This window comes from Formosa sp. A9 (genome assembly GCF_051200825.1).
Classification (GTDB): domain Bacteria; phylum Bacteroidota; class Bacteroidia; order Flavobacteriales; family Flavobacteriaceae; genus Formosa.
The window spans coordinates 2,304,338-2,324,137 of record NZ_CP195158.1; the positions used below are offsets into that span (position 1 = coordinate 2,304,338).

25 protein-coding genes and 1 other RNA gene are annotated in these 19,800 nt (G+C 35.4%); 16 read left to right on the forward strand and 10 right to left on the reverse strand.

The window, feature by feature from the left end; all coding sequences use genetic code 11:
• Positions 1-134 precede the first annotated feature (134 nt).
• The 5 genes from gcvT to ACR9EA_RS10225 all read left to right on the forward strand — a co-directional run bounded on the left by gcvT (position 135) and on the right by ACR9EA_RS10225 (position 4,195).
• The gene (gene gcvT, locus ACR9EA_RS10205; protein WP_435132431.1) at positions 135-1,205 is read left to right on the forward strand and encodes a glycine cleavage system aminomethyltransferase GcvT; all 1,071 of its coding nucleotides are present in this window, start codon (positions 135-137) and stop codon (positions 1,203-1,205) included.
• 34 nt (positions 1,206-1,239) lie between these two features.
• The gene (locus ACR9EA_RS10210) at positions 1,240-2,070 is read left to right on the forward strand and encodes a sugar nucleotide-binding protein (RefSeq protein ID WP_435132433.1); all 831 of its coding nucleotides are present in this window, start codon (positions 1,240-1,242) and stop codon (positions 2,068-2,070) included.
• 79 nt (positions 2,071-2,149) lie between these two features.
• The gene (locus ACR9EA_RS10215; protein WP_435132436.1) at positions 2,150-2,443 is read left to right on the forward strand and encodes a 4a-hydroxytetrahydrobiopterin dehydratase; all 294 of its coding nucleotides are present in this window, start codon (positions 2,150-2,152) and stop codon (positions 2,441-2,443) included.
• A 68-nt stretch (positions 2,444-2,511) separates the two neighbouring features.
• Complete coding sequence (locus ACR9EA_RS10220) at positions 2,512-3,240, forward strand: YebC/PmpR family DNA-binding transcriptional regulator (RefSeq protein WP_435132439.1); 729 nt, start codon at positions 2,512-2,514, stop codon at positions 3,238-3,240.
• 160 nt (positions 3,241-3,400) lie between these two features.
• The gene (locus ACR9EA_RS10225; RefSeq protein WP_435132442.1) at positions 3,401-4,195 is read left to right on the forward strand and encodes a DUF3050 domain-containing protein; all 795 of its coding nucleotides are present in this window, start codon (positions 3,401-3,403) and stop codon (positions 4,193-4,195) included.
• Positions 4,196-4,360: 165 nt separating this feature from the next.
• On the opposite strand, the gene ACR9EA_RS10230 is transcribed toward ACR9EA_RS10225, so the two are convergent.
• The 6 genes from ACR9EA_RS10230 to ACR9EA_RS10255 are packed head-to-tail and all read right to left on the reverse strand — an operon-like array spanning position 4,361 to position 9,513.
• Entirely contained in the window at positions 4,361-4,915 is a 555-nt protein-coding gene (locus tag ACR9EA_RS10230) for a 1-acyl-sn-glycerol-3-phosphate acyltransferase (RefSeq protein WP_435132445.1), read from the reverse strand.
• 5 nt (positions 4,916-4,920) lie between these two features.
• Entirely contained in the window at positions 4,921-6,003 is a 1,083-nt protein-coding gene (locus ACR9EA_RS10235) for an iron-containing alcohol dehydrogenase family protein (RefSeq protein WP_435132448.1), read from the reverse strand.
• Positions 6,004-6,036: 33 nt separating this feature from the next.
• Positions 6,037-6,741 carry an HAD family hydrolase gene (locus ACR9EA_RS10240; RefSeq protein ID WP_435132451.1) on the reverse strand — a complete coding sequence of 235 codons (705 nt, stop codon included), beginning with the start codon at positions 6,739-6,741 and terminating at the stop codon, positions 6,037-6,039.
• On the reverse strand, positions 6,732-7,460 hold the full coding sequence (kdsB, locus tag ACR9EA_RS10245; RefSeq protein ID WP_435132453.1) for a 3-deoxy-manno-octulosonate cytidylyltransferase: 729 nt from the start codon (positions 7,458-7,460) through the stop codon (positions 6,732-6,734). The genes ACR9EA_RS10240 and kdsB overlap by 10 nt, the downstream gene beginning before the upstream one ends.
• Before the next feature lie 54 nt (positions 7,461-7,514).
• The gene (locus ACR9EA_RS10250) at positions 7,515-8,075 is read right to left on the reverse strand and encodes a DUF4126 domain-containing protein (RefSeq protein WP_435132456.1); all 561 of its coding nucleotides are present in this window, start codon (positions 8,073-8,075) and stop codon (positions 7,515-7,517) included.
• A gap of 10 nt (positions 8,076-8,085) precedes the next feature.
• Positions 8,086-9,513 (reverse strand): ATP-dependent DNA helicase, encoded by a 1,428-nt coding sequence (locus ACR9EA_RS10255; RefSeq protein WP_435132459.1) that lies wholly within the window; start codon positions 9,511-9,513, stop codon positions 8,086-8,088.
• Between the two features lie 129 nt (positions 9,514-9,642).
• Here ACR9EA_RS10255 and ACR9EA_RS10260 point away from each other — a divergent pair, with 129 nt between their 5' ends.
• From ACR9EA_RS10260 to ACR9EA_RS10275, 4 genes are all read left to right on the forward strand, one after another.
• Entirely contained in the window at positions 9,643-10,389 is a 747-nt protein-coding gene (locus tag ACR9EA_RS10260; RefSeq protein ID WP_435132462.1) for a hypothetical protein, read from the forward strand.
• Complete coding sequence (locus ACR9EA_RS10265; protein WP_435132465.1) at positions 10,373-11,194, forward strand: DUF3822 family protein; 822 nt, start codon at positions 10,373-10,375, stop codon at positions 11,192-11,194. Before ACR9EA_RS10260 ends, ACR9EA_RS10265 begins: the two co-directional genes overlap by 17 nt.
• Positions 11,194-11,742 carry a 16S rRNA (guanine(966)-N(2))-methyltransferase RsmD gene (gene rsmD, locus ACR9EA_RS10270; protein WP_435132467.1) on the forward strand — a complete coding sequence of 183 codons (549 nt, stop codon included), beginning with the start codon at positions 11,194-11,196 and terminating at the stop codon, positions 11,740-11,742. The genes ACR9EA_RS10265 and rsmD overlap by 1 nt, the downstream gene beginning before the upstream one ends.
• 110 nt (positions 11,743-11,852) lie before the next feature.
• Positions 11,853-12,410 carry a hypothetical protein gene (locus ACR9EA_RS10275; RefSeq protein ID WP_435132470.1) on the forward strand — a complete coding sequence of 186 codons (558 nt, stop codon included), beginning with the start codon at positions 11,853-11,855 and terminating at the stop codon, positions 12,408-12,410.
• Between the two features lie 347 nt (positions 12,411-12,757).
• On the opposite strand, the gene rnpB is transcribed toward ACR9EA_RS10275, so the two are convergent.
• Positions 12,758-13,072: RNase P RNA component class A (rnpB, locus tag ACR9EA_RS10280), an RNA gene on the reverse strand.
• 157 nt (positions 13,073-13,229) lie between these two features.
• Between rnpB and ACR9EA_RS10285 the strand changes: the two genes are divergently transcribed.
• The 4 genes from ACR9EA_RS10285 to ACR9EA_RS10300 are packed head-to-tail and all read left to right on the forward strand — an operon-like array spanning position 13,230 to position 16,117.
• Positions 13,230-14,966, forward strand: coding sequence for a DNA polymerase III subunit gamma/tau (locus ACR9EA_RS10285; protein ID WP_435132473.1), 1,737 nt, complete (start codon positions 13,230-13,232; stop codon positions 14,964-14,966).
• Positions 14,959-15,189, forward strand: coding sequence for a hypothetical protein (locus ACR9EA_RS10290; RefSeq protein WP_435132475.1), 231 nt, complete (start codon positions 14,959-14,961; stop codon positions 15,187-15,189). The genes ACR9EA_RS10285 and ACR9EA_RS10290 overlap by 8 nt, the downstream gene beginning before the upstream one ends.
• Positions 15,190-15,198: 9 nt before the next feature.
• Positions 15,199-15,531 carry a hypothetical protein gene (locus ACR9EA_RS10295; protein WP_435132478.1) on the forward strand — a complete coding sequence of 111 codons (333 nt, stop codon included), beginning with the start codon at positions 15,199-15,201 and terminating at the stop codon, positions 15,529-15,531.
• 4 nt (positions 15,532-15,535) lie between these two features.
• Complete coding sequence (locus tag ACR9EA_RS10300; protein ID WP_435132481.1) at positions 15,536-16,117, forward strand: tRNA-(ms[2]io[6]A)-hydroxylase; 582 nt, start codon at positions 15,536-15,538, stop codon at positions 16,115-16,117.
• Here the strand turns inward: ACR9EA_RS10300 and ACR9EA_RS10305 are convergent.
• Positions 16,114-17,277, reverse strand: coding sequence for a cysteine desulfurase family protein (locus tag ACR9EA_RS10305; RefSeq protein ID WP_435132483.1), 1,164 nt, complete (start codon positions 17,275-17,277; stop codon positions 16,114-16,116). The two genes, ACR9EA_RS10300 and ACR9EA_RS10305, sit on opposite strands and share 4 nt — an antisense overlap.
• Before the next feature lie 91 nt (positions 17,278-17,368).
• Here ACR9EA_RS10305 and ACR9EA_RS10310 point away from each other — a divergent pair, with 91 nt between their 5' ends.
• Positions 17,369-18,292, forward strand: coding sequence for a hypothetical protein (locus ACR9EA_RS10310; RefSeq protein ID WP_435132485.1), 924 nt, complete (start codon positions 17,369-17,371; stop codon positions 18,290-18,292).
• Here the strand turns inward: ACR9EA_RS10310 and ACR9EA_RS10315 are convergent, their stop codons facing one another.
• On the reverse strand, positions 18,293-18,853 hold the full coding sequence (locus tag ACR9EA_RS10315; protein WP_435132488.1) for a Smr/MutS family protein: 561 nt from the start codon (positions 18,851-18,853) through the stop codon (positions 18,293-18,295).
• On the reverse strand, positions 18,837-19,046 hold the full coding sequence (locus ACR9EA_RS10320; protein WP_435132490.1) for a hypothetical protein: 210 nt from the start codon (positions 19,044-19,046) through the stop codon (positions 18,837-18,839). The genes ACR9EA_RS10315 and ACR9EA_RS10320 overlap by 17 nt, the downstream gene beginning before the upstream one ends.
• Positions 19,047-19,146: 100 nt before the next feature.
• On the opposite strand from ACR9EA_RS10320, the gene ACR9EA_RS10325 reads away from it, so the two are divergent.
• A complete protein-coding gene (locus ACR9EA_RS10325) occupies positions 19,147-19,446 on the forward strand; it encodes a DUF2752 domain-containing protein (RefSeq protein ID WP_435132491.1) in 300 nt (99 codons plus the stop codon).
• A 10-nt stretch (positions 19,447-19,456) separates the two neighbouring features.
• Positions 19,457-19,786 (forward strand): CCC motif membrane protein, encoded by a 330-nt coding sequence (locus ACR9EA_RS10330; RefSeq protein ID WP_435132493.1) that lies wholly within the window; start codon positions 19,457-19,459, stop codon positions 19,784-19,786.
• Positions 19,787-19,800: the final 14 nt, after the last annotated feature.

A 19,800-nucleotide genomic window follows, 5' to 3' on the forward strand; every position in this document is an offset into this window, starting at 1 on the left:
TTTTTACCAAAATTTAAATTATTGGAATACCTTTAGGTTACACACTAAAACTGCTTTTAACCTTATTTTATAAACCTGCTTCGTTTAAAACAGATAAAATTCAATACTTTTGCGCAACATTCAATACAAACTAAATGAAAAATACAGCTTTAACTGCGACACACGAAGCTTTAGGCGCAAAAATGGTTCCTTTTGCAGGGTTTAATATGCCTGTACAATACGAAGGTGTAAACATAGAACACGAGACAGTAAGAACAGGAGTTGGTGTTTTTGATGTCAGCCACATGGGGGAATTCTTAATAGAAGGCCCAAACGCTTTGGCTCTAATTCAAAAAGTAAGCAGCAACGATGCCTCGAAATTAACCATAGGTAAAGCGCAATACAGCTACTTACCAAACGATAACGGCGGTATAGTAGACGACCTCATTATTTACAAGATAAAAGAAGAAACGTATTTACTTGTGGTAAATGCAAGTAATATAGATAAAGATTGGAATTGGATTAGCTCTAAAAACGATGTTAACGCCACTATGCGTAACCTCAGCGACGATTATTCGTTACTTGCCATTCAAGGTCCTAAAGCGGTTGAAGCCATGCAGCCATTAACCAGCCATAACCTTGCCAACATTCCATTTTACAATTTCGAAGTCGGCGATTTTGCGGGTATAGACCATGTTATTATTTCGGCAACAGGATATACAGGAAGTGGTGGATTCGAGATCTACTGCAAAAACAGCGAGGTACAACAAATTTGGGACAAGGTTATTGAAGCAGGTGCCAAACCTATTGGATTAGCAGCTCGCGATACCCTGCGTTTAGAAATGGGGTATTGTTTATACGGAAATGATATAAACGACACAACATCGCCAATTGAAGCTGGTTTAGGTTGGGTTACTAAATTCACCAAAGAATTCACCAATTCTGAAGCCCTTTTAGCCGAAAAAACTAATGGGGTAAAAAACAAATTGGTAGCTTTTAAATTAGACGAACGTGGTATACCGCGTCATGGTTACGATATTGTAGATAGCGACGGAAACACCATTGGTACAGTAACCTCGGGCACAATGTCGCCTTCGTTAGGTATTGGTATTGGTTTAGGATACGTACCTAAAGCATTAGCTACACCTGATAGTAAAATTTACATTCAAATACGCAAAAAAGCCATTCCGGCAACTGTGGTAAAATTACCATTTTACAAAGTGTAAAATACCATATTAGCTTCTCGTAAAGTTTACTGTAATGAAAGAGAACGCAAATAAACATAGAATTTTAATATTAGGAGCAAGCGGCTTTATAGGCAATGCCATTTATAAAGAGCTCTGCTCCTATTTTAAAACCTATGGTACGTTTAATACAGCACGGAAAACTTTTGAAGACAATAAACATTTTTTTCAATACAATGTAGAAGAAGATGATGTTTTTGAGATTCTAGACGCCATTCGCCCCACTATTATCATTTCTGCACTTCGCGGCGATTTTTCGGCACAAGTCATTGCACACACACATCTGGTAGAGTATATTTTAAAACACAATACGCGCTTGTTCTTTATGTCGTCTGCCAATGTTTTCGATGCTTACAGTCAGTACCCTAGCTACGAATTAGATAAGACTTTAAGCCATAGTATTTACGGGCATTTCAAAATAAAAATAGAGAATATGCTCATGCGCTTACCAAAAAAACAAATTGTTATTTTAAGGCTGCCTATGGTTTTTGGTTCGCAATCTCCGCGCATTAAAGACATTAAACAACATTTGATAGATAAAACCCCAATAGAAGTATTTCCAAACCTGATTTTAAACGTTACTAACGAGTCTAAAATTACGCAACAAATACATTATATCATCAACCGAAATAAATACGGCATTTATCATCTAGGCAGTACAGATTTAGTGCATCACGACGAATTTATAAAAGACATCGTTAAAACCATTGGGCATACTTCACCCATATACAAGCATGTATTTACAACAAACGACGATAGATATTTAGCTGTTTTACCTAAAGAAAATCTGTTACCCAAACACTTACAACTTCACAGTCAAGAAATCTTAAGAGAATTAGAAGTATGATTGATTTTACAATTTAAAATCACTACTTTAATAGCATATAAAAAACACTACTTTAATAGCATATAAAAAACAAATCATTATGAGCAAATTATCAGAACAAGACATCGAAAAACGACTGTTACAATTTCCTGATTGGGAATATTACGACGACGCCATTCATGTAGAATTCGAATTCGAAAATTTTAAAGATTGTTTTAGTGCCATGAGCAGAATTGCTTTTGAATGTGAAGCCCTAAACCACCACCCCGATTGGAGCAATACTTACAATGTACTAACCATAGCACTAAGTACACACAGCGAAGGCGGGGTAACCGAAAAAGATTTTAAACTAGCAAAAGCTATTGAAGCTATTGTAGAACCCGAAGAAGATTAAATTACAAATAAGTTGTTGTAATTTTTTATAAATTTGCAGCCAACTAAACAAAAAATACACAGTAAAACATGGGAAGAGCTTTTGAATTTCGTAAAGCACGCAAAATGAAACGTTGGTCTGCCATGAGTAAAGCCTTTACTCGCATTGGTAAAGACATTGTAATGGCCGTTAAAGAAGGTGGTCCAGATCCAGATAGCAATGCGCGATTAAGAGCGGTTATCCAGAACGCCAAGGCTGTAAACATGCCAAAAGACAATGTAGAACGAGCTATTAAACGTGCAAGCGACAAAAGTTTAGGCGACTACAAAGAAGTGCTTTTTGAAGGCTACGCCCCTCATGGAATTGCTATTTTGGTAGAAACCGCAACAGACAACAACACACGTACCGTTGCCAACGTACGCAGCTATTTTAACAAATGCGACGGAAGTTTAGGAACTTCGGGATCGGTGGTTTTTATGTTTGACCACACTTGTAACTTCAGAATAAATGCTGAAGGTATAGACCCAGAAGAACTGGAATTAGAATTAATAGACTTTGGTGCCGAAGAAGTATTTGCAGACGAAGATGGCATATTAATTTATGCGCCGTTTGAAAGCTTTGGAGCCATTCAGTCCGAGTTAGAATCTAGAGGCATAGAAATACTATCTTCTGGTTTTGAACGCATTCCGCAAGTTACTAAAGAACTTACTGCAGAACAGGCTGCAGATGTAGAAAAACTTCTCGAAAAAATTGAAGAAGACGACGATGTGCAAAACGTGTATCATACTATGCAAGAATCTGCCGAAGACGACGCATAAACTAGTAAGCTACTTACAAAAAAAGGGATTGAAAGATTTCAATCCCTTTTTTTGTACCCTAAATTTAGTACACTCCTTCTTAAATATATTTAAACCCATAATATCAATATATCTTTTCGCTTTTGTACTTTTGCAAACTGAATTTTTAAAATCTCATTAATTGCCACACACTATGGTACAATTGCAATACATAGAAACCGAACTCTCTAATTTAAGACAACAACTAAAAGACCATAAACTCTATAAAACCCTATCGCAAATAGACGATATTAAAATTTTTATGGAAAGCCATGTTTATGCTGTTTGGGATTTTATGTCGCTACTAAAAGCGCTTCAACTACAATTTACTACAGTATCGTTGCCTTGGGTACCGGCACCTCATCCAGAATTGGCCCGTTTTATTAATGAAATTGTTCATGGCGAAGAAAGTGATGTAAACGAACTAGGTGAAGCCAAAAGCCATTTTGAAATGTATATAGATGCCATGCAGCAAATTGAGGCAGACACCACCCCTATAACAACTTTCATTCAGCTTATAGAAAATAAAATAGAAGTCCTTAAAGCGGCTAAATTGGTTAATACCTCTAAAGCTGTGCGCCATTTTATGGAATTCACTTTCAAAGTAATAGATAGTAATAAACCACACTTAATAGCATCGGCCTTTACATTTGGTAGGGAAGACATTATTCCAGACATGTTTTTCGAAATCATAAATCAAAACGAAACCGAAAACACATCTTACAGTAAACTTTCTTACTACCTAAAACGTCATATAGAACTAGACGGCGACGAGCACGGCCCAATTGCCCTTAAAATGATTTCGGAACTATGTGGTACCGATAGTTTAAAATGGGAAGAAGTTTTAAATATAGCCAAAGAAGCTTTGAATATGCGATTACAACTTTGGGATGCCATTGCCGATAGTATTGAAGCACAACACACCCAATTGGTTTAGTTTAAAAACTTACTTTAGCCGATAATTTATTCTGTTTGGGCTAGCATGGGAGCTGTAACCACCTTGTTTATGGCAATTTATTTTTAAAGAACCAGCCGATTTTTGGCGCGTAGTTTTTATTTCGACTTTAATTTTATCTATTAACGGATTAACGTTAGTGTAGCACTAATCGGCATCGAAACTATACTCTGGGATTTTCCCTTTTACATCTCTAAAAAAATGGTGCATTACCTTAAAATCGGCTGCCATATCTTGTGTAGGATAAAAGGGTTCTGAAATAACATTTTGCTTTTTACCAAAATCGAATGTCACCATTACTATAGGCACTTTTGCTGCCTTGGCAATATAATAAAAACCAGTTTTCCACGCATCGACTTTCTTGCGCGTTCCTTCGGGTGCAATATTTAATCGAAATTCTTCCCGCTCGCGAAATAATTGCGCAATAGCTTCAACCTTATTTTGCCCTGAGGTTCTGTCTAAAGCCACACCACCAACACTTCTAAAATACATGCCAAAAGGCCATTTAAATAATTCCTTTTTTGCTACAAAATTTATAGGTGTTTCGGTAATTTTTCGAATTAATAAGCCAATGTAAAAATCGTGCCAACTGGTATGTGGAACGGCTATTACGATATATTTTTTTAAATGCTCGGGAAAACTTCCAATCAGCTTCCACTTCAACACTTTAAAATATATAAATCTATAGAGCGACTTTAACATGCTGCTTACATTTTCTCGTACAGGCTTCTAAGCTTTTCGCGAGTCATAATAGTTTTCCAGTTACTTCCTAAAGCATTCTCCCAAAGCGGCGCTAAACTTAAGGCCACATCTATCATAATATCGAATTCTTCATCGGTTAAAGCTTTACATAAACCGGTAGGCAAATCGATGTTGTGCTTAGCTTTCATTTCCTTAAACAAGGCAACGCCCTCTGGATAAAACTCTTCTAAATGATTAAAAACAATACAATTTCCTATACCGTGTTTTGTGCCTAATAAATAGCCTAAACCATAGCTCATAGCATGGGCAACACCTACCTGAGAGTAAGCAATACTCATACCGCCATGCCAAGAAGCCATCATTAATTTATCTTGCGATTCTTCTGGCGAAAGCGTATCGTGTAAAAAAATGTCTTTACACAACTCTAAGGCTTTTTCTCCATAACTTTGGCTAAACACGTTTAAATAGCTACCTGTTAGCGATTCTATACAATGAATGTAACAATCCATACCCGTGTAAAACCATTGGTTTTTAGGAACATCTTTAGTTAATTCGGGATCTAAAACCACTTGATCGAACGGTGTGTAATCGGAATTTATGCCTAGTTTTTTGTCTGGTCCAGTAAGTACTGTTGTTCTGGACACTTCGGCCCCCGTGCCAGAAATTGTAGGCACCCCAACATGGTATATAGCTGGATTTTTAACCAAATCCCAACCTTGATAATCCTTAGCCTCTCCGGGGTTGGTAAGCATAATAGCGACTGCTTTTGCCATGTCTAGCACAGTACCACCACCAATACCAATGATGCCTGAAGGTCGTTCTTTAAAATTTAATATTATATGCTCTACCAAACTATCTACTTGTTCGGTTTTAGGTTCTTCGGCAGCAGAAATAAAAATAATTTTATCTTCGTATGCTAAAGGTATGCGTTTTGTAATCCAATCGTTTTTTTCGAAAACATCATCAACTAAAAAAATAAAAGGCGCATTAACATTTAGGCGTTTAGGCTCTAATATTTCTCCTAATTGACTGTAACTACCGCGTCCAAAAACCACTTTAGACACCATTGGAAAATTTTTGTAATTCATGTATTCTGTTTAAAAAACATCAATAGTTAGTTATTAATTTAAAAGTTTTAAAACTTCTGGTAAGGCCGAAATGGTTTTATAGGCTTTACCATTGGTTTCGGTTTCGGTGACTTGTTCGTGTAACCAGGTGGTGTGAAACGGCACATGTATAGCATGCGCTTTAATATTGATTAATGGCAGAACATCTGATTTTAATGAATTACCGATCATTAAAAATTCTGACGGTTTTATATCTAAATGATTTAAAAGTTTAGAGTAATTTTCTTCCTTTTTATCGCTTAGCACTTCTATATGATGAAAATATTGCAATAACCCCGACTGTTGCAATTTACGTTCTTGATCTAACAAATCACCTTTGGTTGCCACTATAAGTCTGTAGGACTGCGATAAGGTTTGAAGCACATCTTCTACGCCGTCTAATAATTCTACAGGTTTATTAATCATGCGCTTACCGATATTCAAAATCTCTTGAATGGTCGTATTCGCCACTGTATTGTTAGACAATTCGAGAGCCATTTCGACCATAGAAAGCACAAAACCTTTAATACCGTAACCATACATGGGTAAATTTTTCAGTTCCATTTTAAACAGCTCCTGATCTATTTTATTTTTGGTCTCGAACTGCGATAATAAATCTGCAAATTCGGCTTCAGCATCTCTAAAATAGGTTTCGTTAACCCAAAGTGTATCGTCGGCATCAAAGCCAATAACTTTTATGTTACTGTACTCTATTTCCATAATTTTTTAGCACGTTCTAAATCTTCTGGTGTATCTATTTCTACGCCTTCAACATGCGTTTCTACCATTTTAATGCGTTTACCGTACTCTAAATACCTAATACATTCTATTTTTTCGGATGCTTCTAAAGGTTTCATTGGTAAATTGTAAAAATCGAGTATGGCTTCTTTTCTAAAGGCATAAACGCCCTTGTGTTTAAAATATTTTACGTTTATATTTTTATCGCGCGGATAAGGTATTGGGCTTCTAGAAAAATACAGCGCAAAGTTAAAATTATCTACAATCACTTTTACGGTGTTGGGATTATTAATTTCGTCTTGATCTGTAATATGAACCATTAAAGATGCTAAATCGATTTGCTTGTCTTTATCATCTTTAAATACTTCTATTAACTTTTGCAAAGATGATGCCTCTGTAAAAGGTTCGTCGCCTTGCACGTTAACCACAATATCGATATCTAAGTGCTCTACAGCTTCAGCAATTCTGTCGCTTCCGCATTCGTGCTCTTTTTGGCTCATTATGGCTTTCCCTCCATGGCTAACAATAGTATCGTAAATAACCTCGCTATCTGTTACAACAAAAACATCATCAAATAATTGAGTAGCTACGGTAGCTTCGTAAGTTCTTAAGATAACAGGTTTCCCTTCTAAATCCTGCATGAGTTTACCAGGAAAGCGCGAAGCACTATATCGCGCCGGAATCATAGAAATGATCTTCATAAAAACAAAATTAATTCAGTTCCAAAAATAGGGTTTTATAACAGACTTTAAAGCCTATTGCGGTTTAAACTTTTTATAAAGTTTAGCAATAAAAAAGAAAATACCGATTACCAGTATAATAGCCAAAACAGGCAAAAATATAGAAACTACAGCTAATACAACAGCACTTGTAGTTTCGACTGTAGCAACTATTGGATTTGCTATCCCTGCGGTAGTTGCAGACGAGGTTAATCGTGTAGCCGAAGCGGTGCCAGCAATAGCCGCAGCCGTGCCCCCACCTGCTATAATGGCCAAGGCCCAAGTTATAACCGGACTCAAATCGGTTACTGTAGAAACCATAACGGCTGTACCTGCAATAGCTGCTAATGGTACAGCAATACTATCTAACAAATTATCTACAAAGGGTATTATATAGGCTAAAATTTCTACCACCGTTGCGACTCCTAATACTGTAAGTGTAGGTAAACTCCCAATCCATTGCCAAGCTTCATTTAGCGGCCAAATATTAAAATACGCCGCCAAGCTCAAAGCAAAAAGAGGCAGGAACACCCTAAACCCCACCGAGGCGGCTAGTCCCACACCTAAACAAATACTAATGACAGTTTCGGCAGACATGATTTATAATTTATTCGGTTTCAAAAAAATCGTCTTTAAAGCCTATAAGATACAACTTTTCCTTGGCACGAGTAACTGCCGTATACAACCAACGCAAATAATCGACATCTATACCGTTTGGTAAATAAGGTTGTTCTACAAAAACGGTATGCCATTGCCCCCCTTGCGACTTATGGCAAGTAATGGCATAAGAAAACTTAACTTGTAGCGCATTAAAAAAAGTATTCTTTTTTACGCTCATAAATTTTTTATAATTACTCGTTTCTTCTTGGTAGTCTTCCATTACATTTTGGTACAATTTATTAGAATCTTCGTAAGATAGCGAAGGTGTTTCGGCAGCAATGGTATCTAAAAGTAATACCGTTTCGAAAGGCTTCATTCTTGGATAATCTACCATACGCACTTTAACCTCGGCAAAACGGAAACCATACAATTCTTTAAAAGCAAAAATTTCCAAAACTTCAATAATATCTCCATTAGCTATAAAACCTGCTTCGGATGATGGTTTTACCCAAAAATAATTATTCTTAACCACCATTAAATAATCGCCTGCGGTAAGTTCGTTTTCGTTGAACAAAATGCGACTACGAATTTGCTGATTATACAAATTGGCACGTTTATTACTACGTACTATTATAGCTGTTTCTTCGTTACCTAAGGTACTGTAAGCATCGTTTATGGCGTCCATAATTTCTTGTCCGTCAATCAATCGTACCACATCGCTAAAATTTTTAAGCTGAAACTTAAACGTATCGAAAAAGGTATCGGACAAACTCTCGCGAAGCTGTGTGGCGTTGTATAAAATTCCTGAATCTTGTTCTTGACGTACCACTTCGTCTAGTTCTACCTGAACCACTTCTTTATTATAATTAAGCGCTAAGGTTCTAGGCTCTAAAGCAGGACTTAAATCTAATTTTACAGGAGGTAATTGGGCAGTATCTCCAATAAGCAGAAGTTTACAATTATGTCCGCCGTAAACATAATGCATTAAATCGTCTAGCAACGAACCGTTTTCGAACAGTTTAGATTCGCCTGGAGTATCGGGTATCATAGACGATTCGTCTACAATAAAAATAGTGTTTTTATGTTTATTGGGTTGTAAAACGAATTTAACACCGCCAGATTTTTCTTTTTTAGGAAAATATATTTTTCGGTGTATTGTAAACGCTTCTTTTTTGGAATAATTAGATATTACTTTAGCCGCGCGTCCTGTAGGTGCCATAAGTACGGCACTCTTTTTAATTTTCCATAAATTATTTACTAAAGTGCTAACAATTGTTGTTTTACCTGTTCCTGCATACCCCTTTAACACGTACAATGCTTTGGGGTCTGTGTTAAAAATAAATTCTGATAACTGTAATAAAACAACATCCTGTTTTGGTGTTGGTGTAAACGGAAATTGCTGTTTTATAAGGAAATAAAATTGAGATACGTTCATTTAGTAAGGCTTCGACCGAAGTTTTATTCAAAGATAGAAATGATTTTTATTCACTTAGGTTTTTACGAATAAAAAAAAATTGTAGATTTGCGAAAGACCTTTAATAAAATTTAATTAACAAAAAACACTATGTTTACAATAATTCTTATTGCAGTTGCGGCTATTCTGCTTACAATTGGTTTAGTTTGGCTAATTGACAAATTTTTACCTTCTAGTTTTAAACCAGTTTTAATTATTGCACTTTGGGCACTTATTGTCTTTCTAGGATACCAAACATTTAACTCGGTATACAAACCTATCCAATTCAACCAAATAAAAAACAAACGCTATACGCAAGTTATTGATAAACTTATAGATATTAGAGATGCACAATTAGCACATCGCCAAGTAACTGGAAAGTTTGCTGGAAATTTCGAAAACTTAATTAAATTTATTGATACTGCAGAATACACAATTACACAACGTAGAGACTCTACTATTATAGATGAAGAGCTTACTAAGCGTTACGGTGGTGTAGAAATGACTAAAGATATTATTATTATAGACACCTTAGGATTTGTTCCTGTAAAAGACTCTTTATTTAAGACTTCTACACGTTACAAAACCATGATGAATTTACCAGAAGGTATTGGTCCTGCAGGAGCTAAAATAGAAATGAAAGCTGGAACACTAGACCAAAGCGATGTTAAAATTCCTGTTTTTGAAGCTTCTGTTAAAAAAGATGTTATTCTTTCAGACCAAGATCGCGATTTGGTAATTCAAGAAAACCAAGTGGTATCTGTAGACGGCGTTAACGGAGACCGCATTCAAGTAGGTTCTTTAGACGAAGTTAAAACAAACGGAAACTGGCCAAAAACTTTTGGAAGCAACGAGTAAAACAAAACATACTACAAAATACCTAGAATTGTCCATTCAAATTAGTTTGAGTGGACTTTCTTTTTGTGTTTTAGATCGATCTAAATTAGAAATAATTACTTTAAAACATATCGATTTTAAAAAACACGAAACCCCTTTTCAGCTGGTACAGCACTTACAGTCGCTATTTAAAATAGAAGCTGCGCTTCAAGAAGAGTTTAGCAGCGTACAGATTATTCATGTTAACGAACTGTCTACTTTAGTTCCTAAAGCACTTTTTAGCGAAAACCATCTTGCCGATTATCTGAAATTCAATTCTAAAATTTTAAAAACCGATTACATTACTTTCGACACCATAGAAAGTAACGATACGGTAAATGTATATGTGCCCTACGTAAATGTTAATAATTTTATTTACGATCATTTTGGAAGCTTCACCTACAAACACTATTCTACTATTTTAATAGAATCGGTATTACAACTCGAAAAGAACAATCCGCTTCCAAAATTATATTTACATATAGATATTAACCATTTCGACATTATTTGTGTTAATAATGGGCAACTTCAACTTTTTAACACATTCGAATACACTACAAAAGAGGATTTTATTTACTACGTACTCTTTACCATAGAACAACTTAAATTAAGTCCAGAAACCGTTGAGCTTGTATTTATAGGGCAAATACTTAAACACGACGAGCTTTACGAAATTGCCTATACATATGTTAGACACATATCTTTTGGTAAACGAAAAAATAATTTTACTTTTAAACAACAACCACAAACACAGCATGCCGAGTTTGTTCTTTTAAACAGTTTTTAATGCGTATTATTTCAGGATTATATAAAGGAAGAAAGCTTACACCACCTAAAAACTTACCTGTTAGGCCAACAACAGATATGGCCAAAGAAGCCTTGTTCAACATACTAAATAACCGATATTATTTTGATGAAATTGCTGTGCTCGATCTTTTTGCTGGCACTGGAAGTATCAGTTACGAATTTGCGTCTAGAGGTACAGAACAAATCACTTGTGTAGACCAAGACTTTGGATGTATTAAATACATAAACCAGACTGCCGAAACGTTTAATATGCCCATACAAACCATTAAAAGCGATGTGTTTAAATTTTTGGAACAAGCCACACTAAAGGCAAGTATTATTTTTGCCGATCCACCGTATGCTTTTGAAACCGACGCGTTTTCTAAAATTCCAGAATTAGTATTTGCTAACAATTTATTGGAAGACGACGGTATTTTAATTGTAGAACACTCTAAGCACACCGATTTATCGGATCTCGAACATTTTAGTTTTTCTAAAAGTTATGGCGGTAATATGTTTAGTTTTTTTGAGTATGATGTAAACGAATAACATCATTAAAAAAATATCGCTTTACGACTTCAATTGGCTTCGCTAAGTGATTATTTATAGCTATATTGTTGCAACTTAAGTTAATCTTTTACTAACAGTACCTGCAAACAATGAAAGCCAACAACTATATTTCTACAGGAAAATTAACAACATTAATAACGTTTCTTATTGGTGCATTCATTTTCGGAATGTACTTTCTCACTTCCAACAATACCCTGTTATTTGTAGGTTACGCATATATACTGCTTGCAGCAATTGTAAATGTAATACTCTTATTTGCCATTGTTTTCAAATCTAAATCGGATGTCATTAACCGTAAAAGGCTGCTTAGTACTGGCGGATTAATGCTCGTTAATATCCCTGTTATGTTTCTATTTATCTGGATCGCTATGCTTTTAATGAACACCATCAGGATTAACATTACAAACACGACCCAAAACAACCTTACAGGAATTAAAATTCAAGGATGCAAAACCGAAGAGCTTTCAGATTTAAAACCCAATGAAAGTAAAACCTTTTGGATAAAAATTCCAGGTGATTGCTCGATAACACTAGAATACCTAGAAAACGGCACTTTAAAGAAAGAAGCCGTTGCTGGATATGTGAGCAACGGAATGGGACATAAAATTAAGCACAACATAAACGGTTCCGACAAAAATATACTATAAAACCGCCTTTATAAAATTGTGACTTTCAGTCTAAAAGTAGTTGTAAAGACACATCTTCATATCATTTAAATTGCTAAACATCGACATAATTAGACGTAGAACGATTCTTGATGTAAAAAAATTAAAATTTCCATCTAAATATTTGTTAAAATAAATATAAATTATGTAATTTAGGCATCGCTAAGACAAAAACCTTGGAAAGATTTAAAGCTTTTACTGCATATTCTTAAAAGAATAAATATAAACAATGAAAAAGAAATAATAGAATCGTCCAACCAATACCACAACTAACCAACCATTATATAACCAAACAAAGCCCTTTTTTAGTAATAAAAAAGGGCTTGTTTATTTTAAGTAAATCTATAAGCCGAATTCTGTACTATTGTTTGCACAACAGCCTTTATCATTTATCTTAATGTACTGTTACCAGCACACTTTAGCTGCCCACCCTCCAACATCGAACGTGCCGCTCTCAAGCATTGGTATACATGGCATTGCACCACATAGAGTTTACCCGATTTCACTACAGCATTACCTGTACATTCTTTCTGTTGCACTTTTCCTAACCTTACGGCTGGTGGCCATTAACCACTATGTTGCACTATGGTGTTCGGACTTTCCTCCATTCTTTAAACAAGAACAGCGATAAAGCGACTTACTCGCCACAAAAGTACAATAAACTACCACCGAATCCCATTTAAATATTTTAAAAATTTAATCTACTTCTGCTGTTAAGTTGTTAATAACTCCACGTAATTTTAGAGTTGTAGCTCTATAAAATTAAATTGAATTTTTAACTTTGCCTTTCTAAGGTTATATATGGAACATTTTATAGTATCGGCCAGAAAATACAGACCCCAAACATTTAAAGATGTTGTGGGCCAACAAGCCATTACTAATACCTTATTAAATGCCATAGAACACAACCATTTGGCGCAAGCTCTATTATTTACAGGACCCCGAGGTGTTGGTAAAACCAGTTGTGCCCGTATTTTGGCAAAAATGATTAATCAAGAAGGTCATGCCAATCCCGATGAAGATTTTGCGTTTAATATTTTTGAGCTGGATGCCGCTTCAAACAACTCGGTAGACGACATTAGAAACTTAACCGACCAAGTACGCATTCCGCCACAACAAGGCAAATATAAAGTCTATATTATAGACGAGGTACATATGCTTTCGCAGGCTGCTTTTAATGCCTTTTTAAAAACATTAGAAGAACCGCCTAAACATTGTATTTTCATACTTGCAACTACCGAAAAGCATAAAATAATTCCAACCATATTATCGCGTTGTCAAATTTTCGACTTTAAACGCATAACGGTTACAGACGCTAAAGAATACTTAAAATACATCGCCGAAGAACAAGGCATTACAGCCGAAGACGACGCCCTGCATATTATTGCTCAAAAAGCAGATGGTGCTATGCGTGATGCACTTTCTATTTTTGACCGTGTTGTTAGTTTTTCTGGTAAAAATTTAACCCGACAGGCCGTAACAGAGAACTTGAACGTTCTGGATTACGAAACTTTTTTTAAGAGCACCGATTTTATTCTGGAAAACAACATTCCGCAGTTATTACTGCAGTTTAACAATACACTTGCTAAAGGATTTGACGGGCAACATTACATTGCTGGTTTAGCATCGCATTTTAGAGATTTACTCGTGTGTAAAACTCCAGAAACTGTAGAATTGCTAGAGGTTGGCGAAGAAACCAAAACACAATACCTTACACAGGCTAGCAAAACCAGTCAGCAGTTTTTAATGGAGGGTATCAACCTAGCAAATGCCTGCGACTTAAAATACAAAACCAGTAAAAACCAACGGTTACTCGTCGAACTTTGTTTAATGCAACTTGCCTCTATCACTTTTGATGGAGAAAAAAAAAATAGCAAACGGTTCATAATTCCACCTTCTTATTTTCGTAAAAAAGGTATCGAACCTATTGCTGTTACACCACCGCAACCAAGTTCGCAACACGACACCCAGCCAGCCCAAAGCATGGTTAGTGAGCCTGCTACAACTGCTGCTAAGCCAGCTGCTAGCAAATTTCAAAATCAAACGGTACCTAAAATTGTACTGTCGCAACAAAATAAGCGTACCTCTGGACTGTCGTTAAAAAGTATAAAAGCAAAAAAAGACCACGAAATAAAGCAAAATGAAGTGGTTTACGACGAGGTAAATTTACCCACAGACGATTTTACAGAAGAAAGCATGCAGCAAGCTTGGCAAGAATTTGTAAGCAAAATTGAAGGTGAGGGTAAATTCAATTTGGCTTCAATATTATCTATAGATACGCCAAAACTTAGCGATAAAACCACTATAAAGGTTGTTTACCCAAACGAAACCAATAAGCTTGAAGTTGACAGAAATCAGTTCGATTTACTTAACTTTATACGAAAACGCTTAAATAATTTTGATGTTTCATTAGATATCGAAATCAACGAAGAAAAAGAAAAGCAATACGCTTATACGGCTCGTGAAAAATTTGATAAGTTGTGCGAAAAAAATCCGAATTTAGAGGTATTGCGAAAAATATTCGATTTAGATGTATAAAACACTTTGCAAACATATTCCTTCCTTCATTTTAGCGATAATCGTAACACTATGTTTTAGTTGCGATGGCAGAAATACCGTGCATAAAAGTCATACTGAAATTTTAAAAGAGAATAAACTACTAGACAGTTTTTCCCAACATACTACCTACATTCCAGAACACTATACAGAACGTACTGTAGATACTGTATTAAGCTCTGGGTTTACGATTAAAATAAAATAGTACACGCAAATGGAATCGGCATATTTAATTTCGGAAAAGAAAGATAGCTTAAACTACAAAACGTATTACAGGAATTCTCTAGCCGATGTCGTTGTAAGCCGTAACACAAAAAAACTCTTTAACGATACTATTTCTAAAACGTTCATTAGTACTTATACCAAGACGCCACCTAACACATTAGACCAATATATTTTAACAAGTGTTTGGTTAGATGATAAAGATCTACCAAATCCCGAGCATTTAAAATTACATATCGAGTACTGTAAGCCAGAACACAAGGCCTGCTTAACTTACTTGCTTACCATAACAACAGCAGGAACATTCACTTTAGAAAAACAATAACGCTATGCTAGGTTTAAAATTACCAACAGACCCAAGATGGGTAAATATTGTAGAAAAAAATGTTGAAGACATTTTAACAGATCATGCCTATTGCGAACAAAAAGCAACAAGTACAGCCATATCTTTAATTGTAAGCTTTCCGGAATACACCGAATTGGTTCAAGAAATGGTAGCCTTGGTAAAAGAGGAAATTAGCCATTTTAAAATGGTACACGATAAAATTTTAGAAAACGGCTGGGTATTAGGTCGGGATCGCAAAGATGAATACGTTATTAAATTAACTACTTTCTTTCCAAAAGGAGGAAGCCGAACTACGCAATTAGTACACCGCCTGTTATATGCAGCATTAATAGAAGCGCGTAGCTGCGAGCGTTTTAGATTGCTTTCTGAAGAACTTGAAGATAAAGACCTCGCTGAATTTTACCGCAAACTTATGGTAAGCGAAGCCAACCACTACACTATGTTTTTAGGATTTGCCAGACAATATGGCAACCGAGAAGAAGTTGATAAAAAATGGCAAGAATTACTAGAATTTGAAGCAGATATTATGAAAGACTTAAGCAAAAGCCAAACCATACACGGTTAATGTTTAACTTTTGCTTCGGATTCAGCCAAACGTTTTAAACAACTTACAGTATAATCAATATCCTCTTTGGTATTGTAACGACTAAACGAAAACCTTAGCGATACACTTTTTAAATCGTCTGGACTTAAAATGTGTTCTAAAACATGCGATCCTTTTTGGCTACCGCTTTGGCAAGCACTACCACGAGAACAAGCAATGCCGTTTAAGTCCAGTTGAAACAATATTATTGACGCTTTCTCGGCCGGCAAGGGCAACGCGATATTTACTATGGTGTAAGCTGCATCTAAGCCGTCGGATTCAGCATTAAACTTTACCTGTGGTATTGTCTGCTGTAGTTGATTAACAAAATACAACTTTAACTCACTTATATATTTTTTATCGGTATCTAAGTTGGCATAAGCTTGTTTTATAGCCTCTTCGAAACCTACAATATTATGCACCGCTTCGGTTCCTGCTCTTAGTCCGCGTTCCTGTTCTCCGCCATGAATTATAGCTTTTAGTCCCGATTGCTTTTTCGCATATAAGACCCCTACTCCTTTTGGGCCATGAAATTTATGTGCACTTACAGAAATAAAATCAACAGATAAATTTTGCAAGTCTAAATCATAATGCCCTACCGACTGCACGGTGTCGGAATGAAACAGCGCATTATACGTTTTACAAAGCTGACCAGTTTTGCGCAAATCTAAAATGGTTCCTACTTCATTATTAATGTGCATTAAGCTAACTAGAGTTTTAACATCGGATGCCTTCAATAGCGACTCTAAATGCTGAAAATCTACTTGTCCGTTAGCATTTAAATCCACATAATCCACTTCAATATTAAAAGAATCTTTTAAATAATCTATCGTATGTAATACTGCATGATGCTCTATTCTAGAGCTAATAATACGTTGTACCCCCAAATCTCTAACAGCACTTATAAGCACCAGATTATTGGCCTCTGTACCCCCAGAAGTAAAAACAAGTTCTGCAGCCGTAACATTTAAGAGTTTAGCTATTGTTTTTCTAGCAGACTCTACCAAAGATTTTGCCACCCTACCAAAACTATGCGAACTGGACGGATTGCCATAAACCTGGCACATGGTATCGGACATTTTATCTATAACTTCTGCACGCATTGGCGTGGTTGCAGCATGATCTAAATACACCTTTTTCATACTGGCAAAAATACTTCAAATAAAATAATTTGTCATTTGCAAGCTTATAATTTATCAAATCATTTATTTTTGCAACTAAAAATCGGTGTCTATGCGTTATTTATCTATGCTTGCTTGTCTTGGTTTATTAATCCTTTCATCTTGCGATGACGGCGATATAATAACCGTTGAATTTGATTTTGACGATACGTTCGAGGCTTGTGGCGATTTGGTATTTTTTAATATTAAAGAAGATCCTTACGAATCTTTATCATTAAAAATAACAGATCCTGTAATTACATTAGACTCGCTTTATGTGGTAGACTCGACCTTTACTAAAATAATAACTGCAACTATAGACGGCACAAAAAACACTTTTAACTACCGATCTTATAATGCCAATCCCGAAAACTTTTTCTGTAACGATGTGCCTCCATCCGATGTTACCGTAACTAACGACTTGGCCAGCTCTGGCGGTATTGCAACCATTACGACTACTTTAATTGAAGATGACAACGACGGAATTCCTGCTGAAGTTGAAGATAAAAACCTTGATGGCGATAACGACCCAAGCACGATGCCGACAGATACAGATGGCGATGGTATTCCAGACTATCTAGACGACGATGACGATGGTGATAATGTAAAAACAGCTAGCGAATCGCCTAATTATGTTGTTGGTGTTGGTTTTGTAGATTCGTTAGACACCGATGGCGATGGCATACCCGATTATTTAGATCCAGACGATGATGGCGATGGTATTTTAACTAGAGATGAAGAAAGCAAATCGCAAGACCAAAACCCTACAAACGATATTACGTTTAGCACTTTAGGTGCCGATTATTTAACTGCTGAAGTTGATTCGCTTGTACAAGCCACAAAATATAGAGAACACACCATTAAACAAACCTACGAAGTGAAAATTGAACTTACCAATATCCAGTTGCCTGGTGTTAGCCAAGATTATTTTGATTTAGGGATTTTAGATGATAGCTCAACTAATAAAAACAGATATGTAACTCCCGAATTCCCTTAATTATTTAGGGTTTTGGTAAATATAAACCTCGGTGGCACCAACACCATATTTTTGATAATTGGCATCGTAATATTTCAAATTTTCATAACGGTTAAAAAGATATTCTAACTCCATTTTTAACACACCTTCCCCAACACCGTGAATGAATACAATTTTTTGTATCCTGTTTTTCATGGCATACTCTAACTTATGCTTTGCTGTATCTAATTGTAAGCTTAGCATATCGTAATTCCCCATATTTTTAGTCGATTTTGTTAATTGGTGAATATGTAAATCGACTTCCATTGTGGGTTCAAAACGCGCTTTAGGTTTCGTTCTAACAGATTTTTTAGGCTTGTAATCTTCTTTTTCCGATAACGCTGAATTTATATCGTTGTGCAACAAGTTTTCTTTTAAATCTGTTTTAGATTTAAGATGTATCAGTTCATGAGCTTCAAAACTTAAAGCAAAACCATCTTCTGTTTCAATAGTTACTGTCGCGCCTTGCGTGTTTAAAACTTTACCCGAAATTGCTTCGTCTAAAACCAATACACGATCGCCTGCTTTAAATGCTGTCATCATTATCTGTATTAAAATCGTTGTCTTTTTCGTTTTTACTTGGTATAGATTGCGATAACCTGAAAATGCCAAACATTAAAACACAAATACCTAAAATTAAAACTGCGGTATGCTGACCAGCATCAACTTTAGCATACATGGCAATAAGAATTCCAACAGCTATAAGAATATAATTTACGCTTTGCTTTGTTTTCATGTGTGTTTACTTCTAATTACGGTTTCAAAATTACAACTTTAATTAAAGTAGTTTCGTTTTATAAAAAATTAAACGCATCTTTATAATATTATTTAAGTATATGATGCTTTTAAAAACAGGTTCTATAGACGATTTTATGTTACCCTGCTTAAACAAAAAACTTTTGGGTTTCGATTGTTTAGGTTGTGGTATGCAACGTGCTTTAGCATTTATAATTAAAGGTGAATTTATAAAAGCCTTTGTAATGTATCCTGCAATTTATACTTTAATCGTTCTTGGATTTTTTCTTATCTTTAACTTGTTCGTTCGTTTTAAAGGCGACGAAAACATAAAGAAATGGCTGTTTATAGTTAATATTGCTATTATACTTATCAGCTATAGTTTTAAATTAATCAACTAACCAATAACCAATGGAAAAAATTAAACTAAACACTACCCCCATTTATATCTTAACCGCAGTAGGTTTTATTTGCTGTTGTGGTTCTGGGCTGGGTGTAATTTTTGCTGGAATTGCCTACTACATGGCATACTCGAAATTAAAAGAAGCTGCTTTAAATCCCGAAAACTACGAAAATATTCAAGGTATGAATACCGCTAAAACCGTAGCCTTGGTGGTTTTAATTATTAATGCAATCTATTTAATTTATTCTATCTATTATATTTCTAGTGTTGGTATCGATAATATTATGGAGCAACAACGTGAAATCTTAGAACAATGGAATATTGAACAACCTGTTTAACGCCTTATAATCTT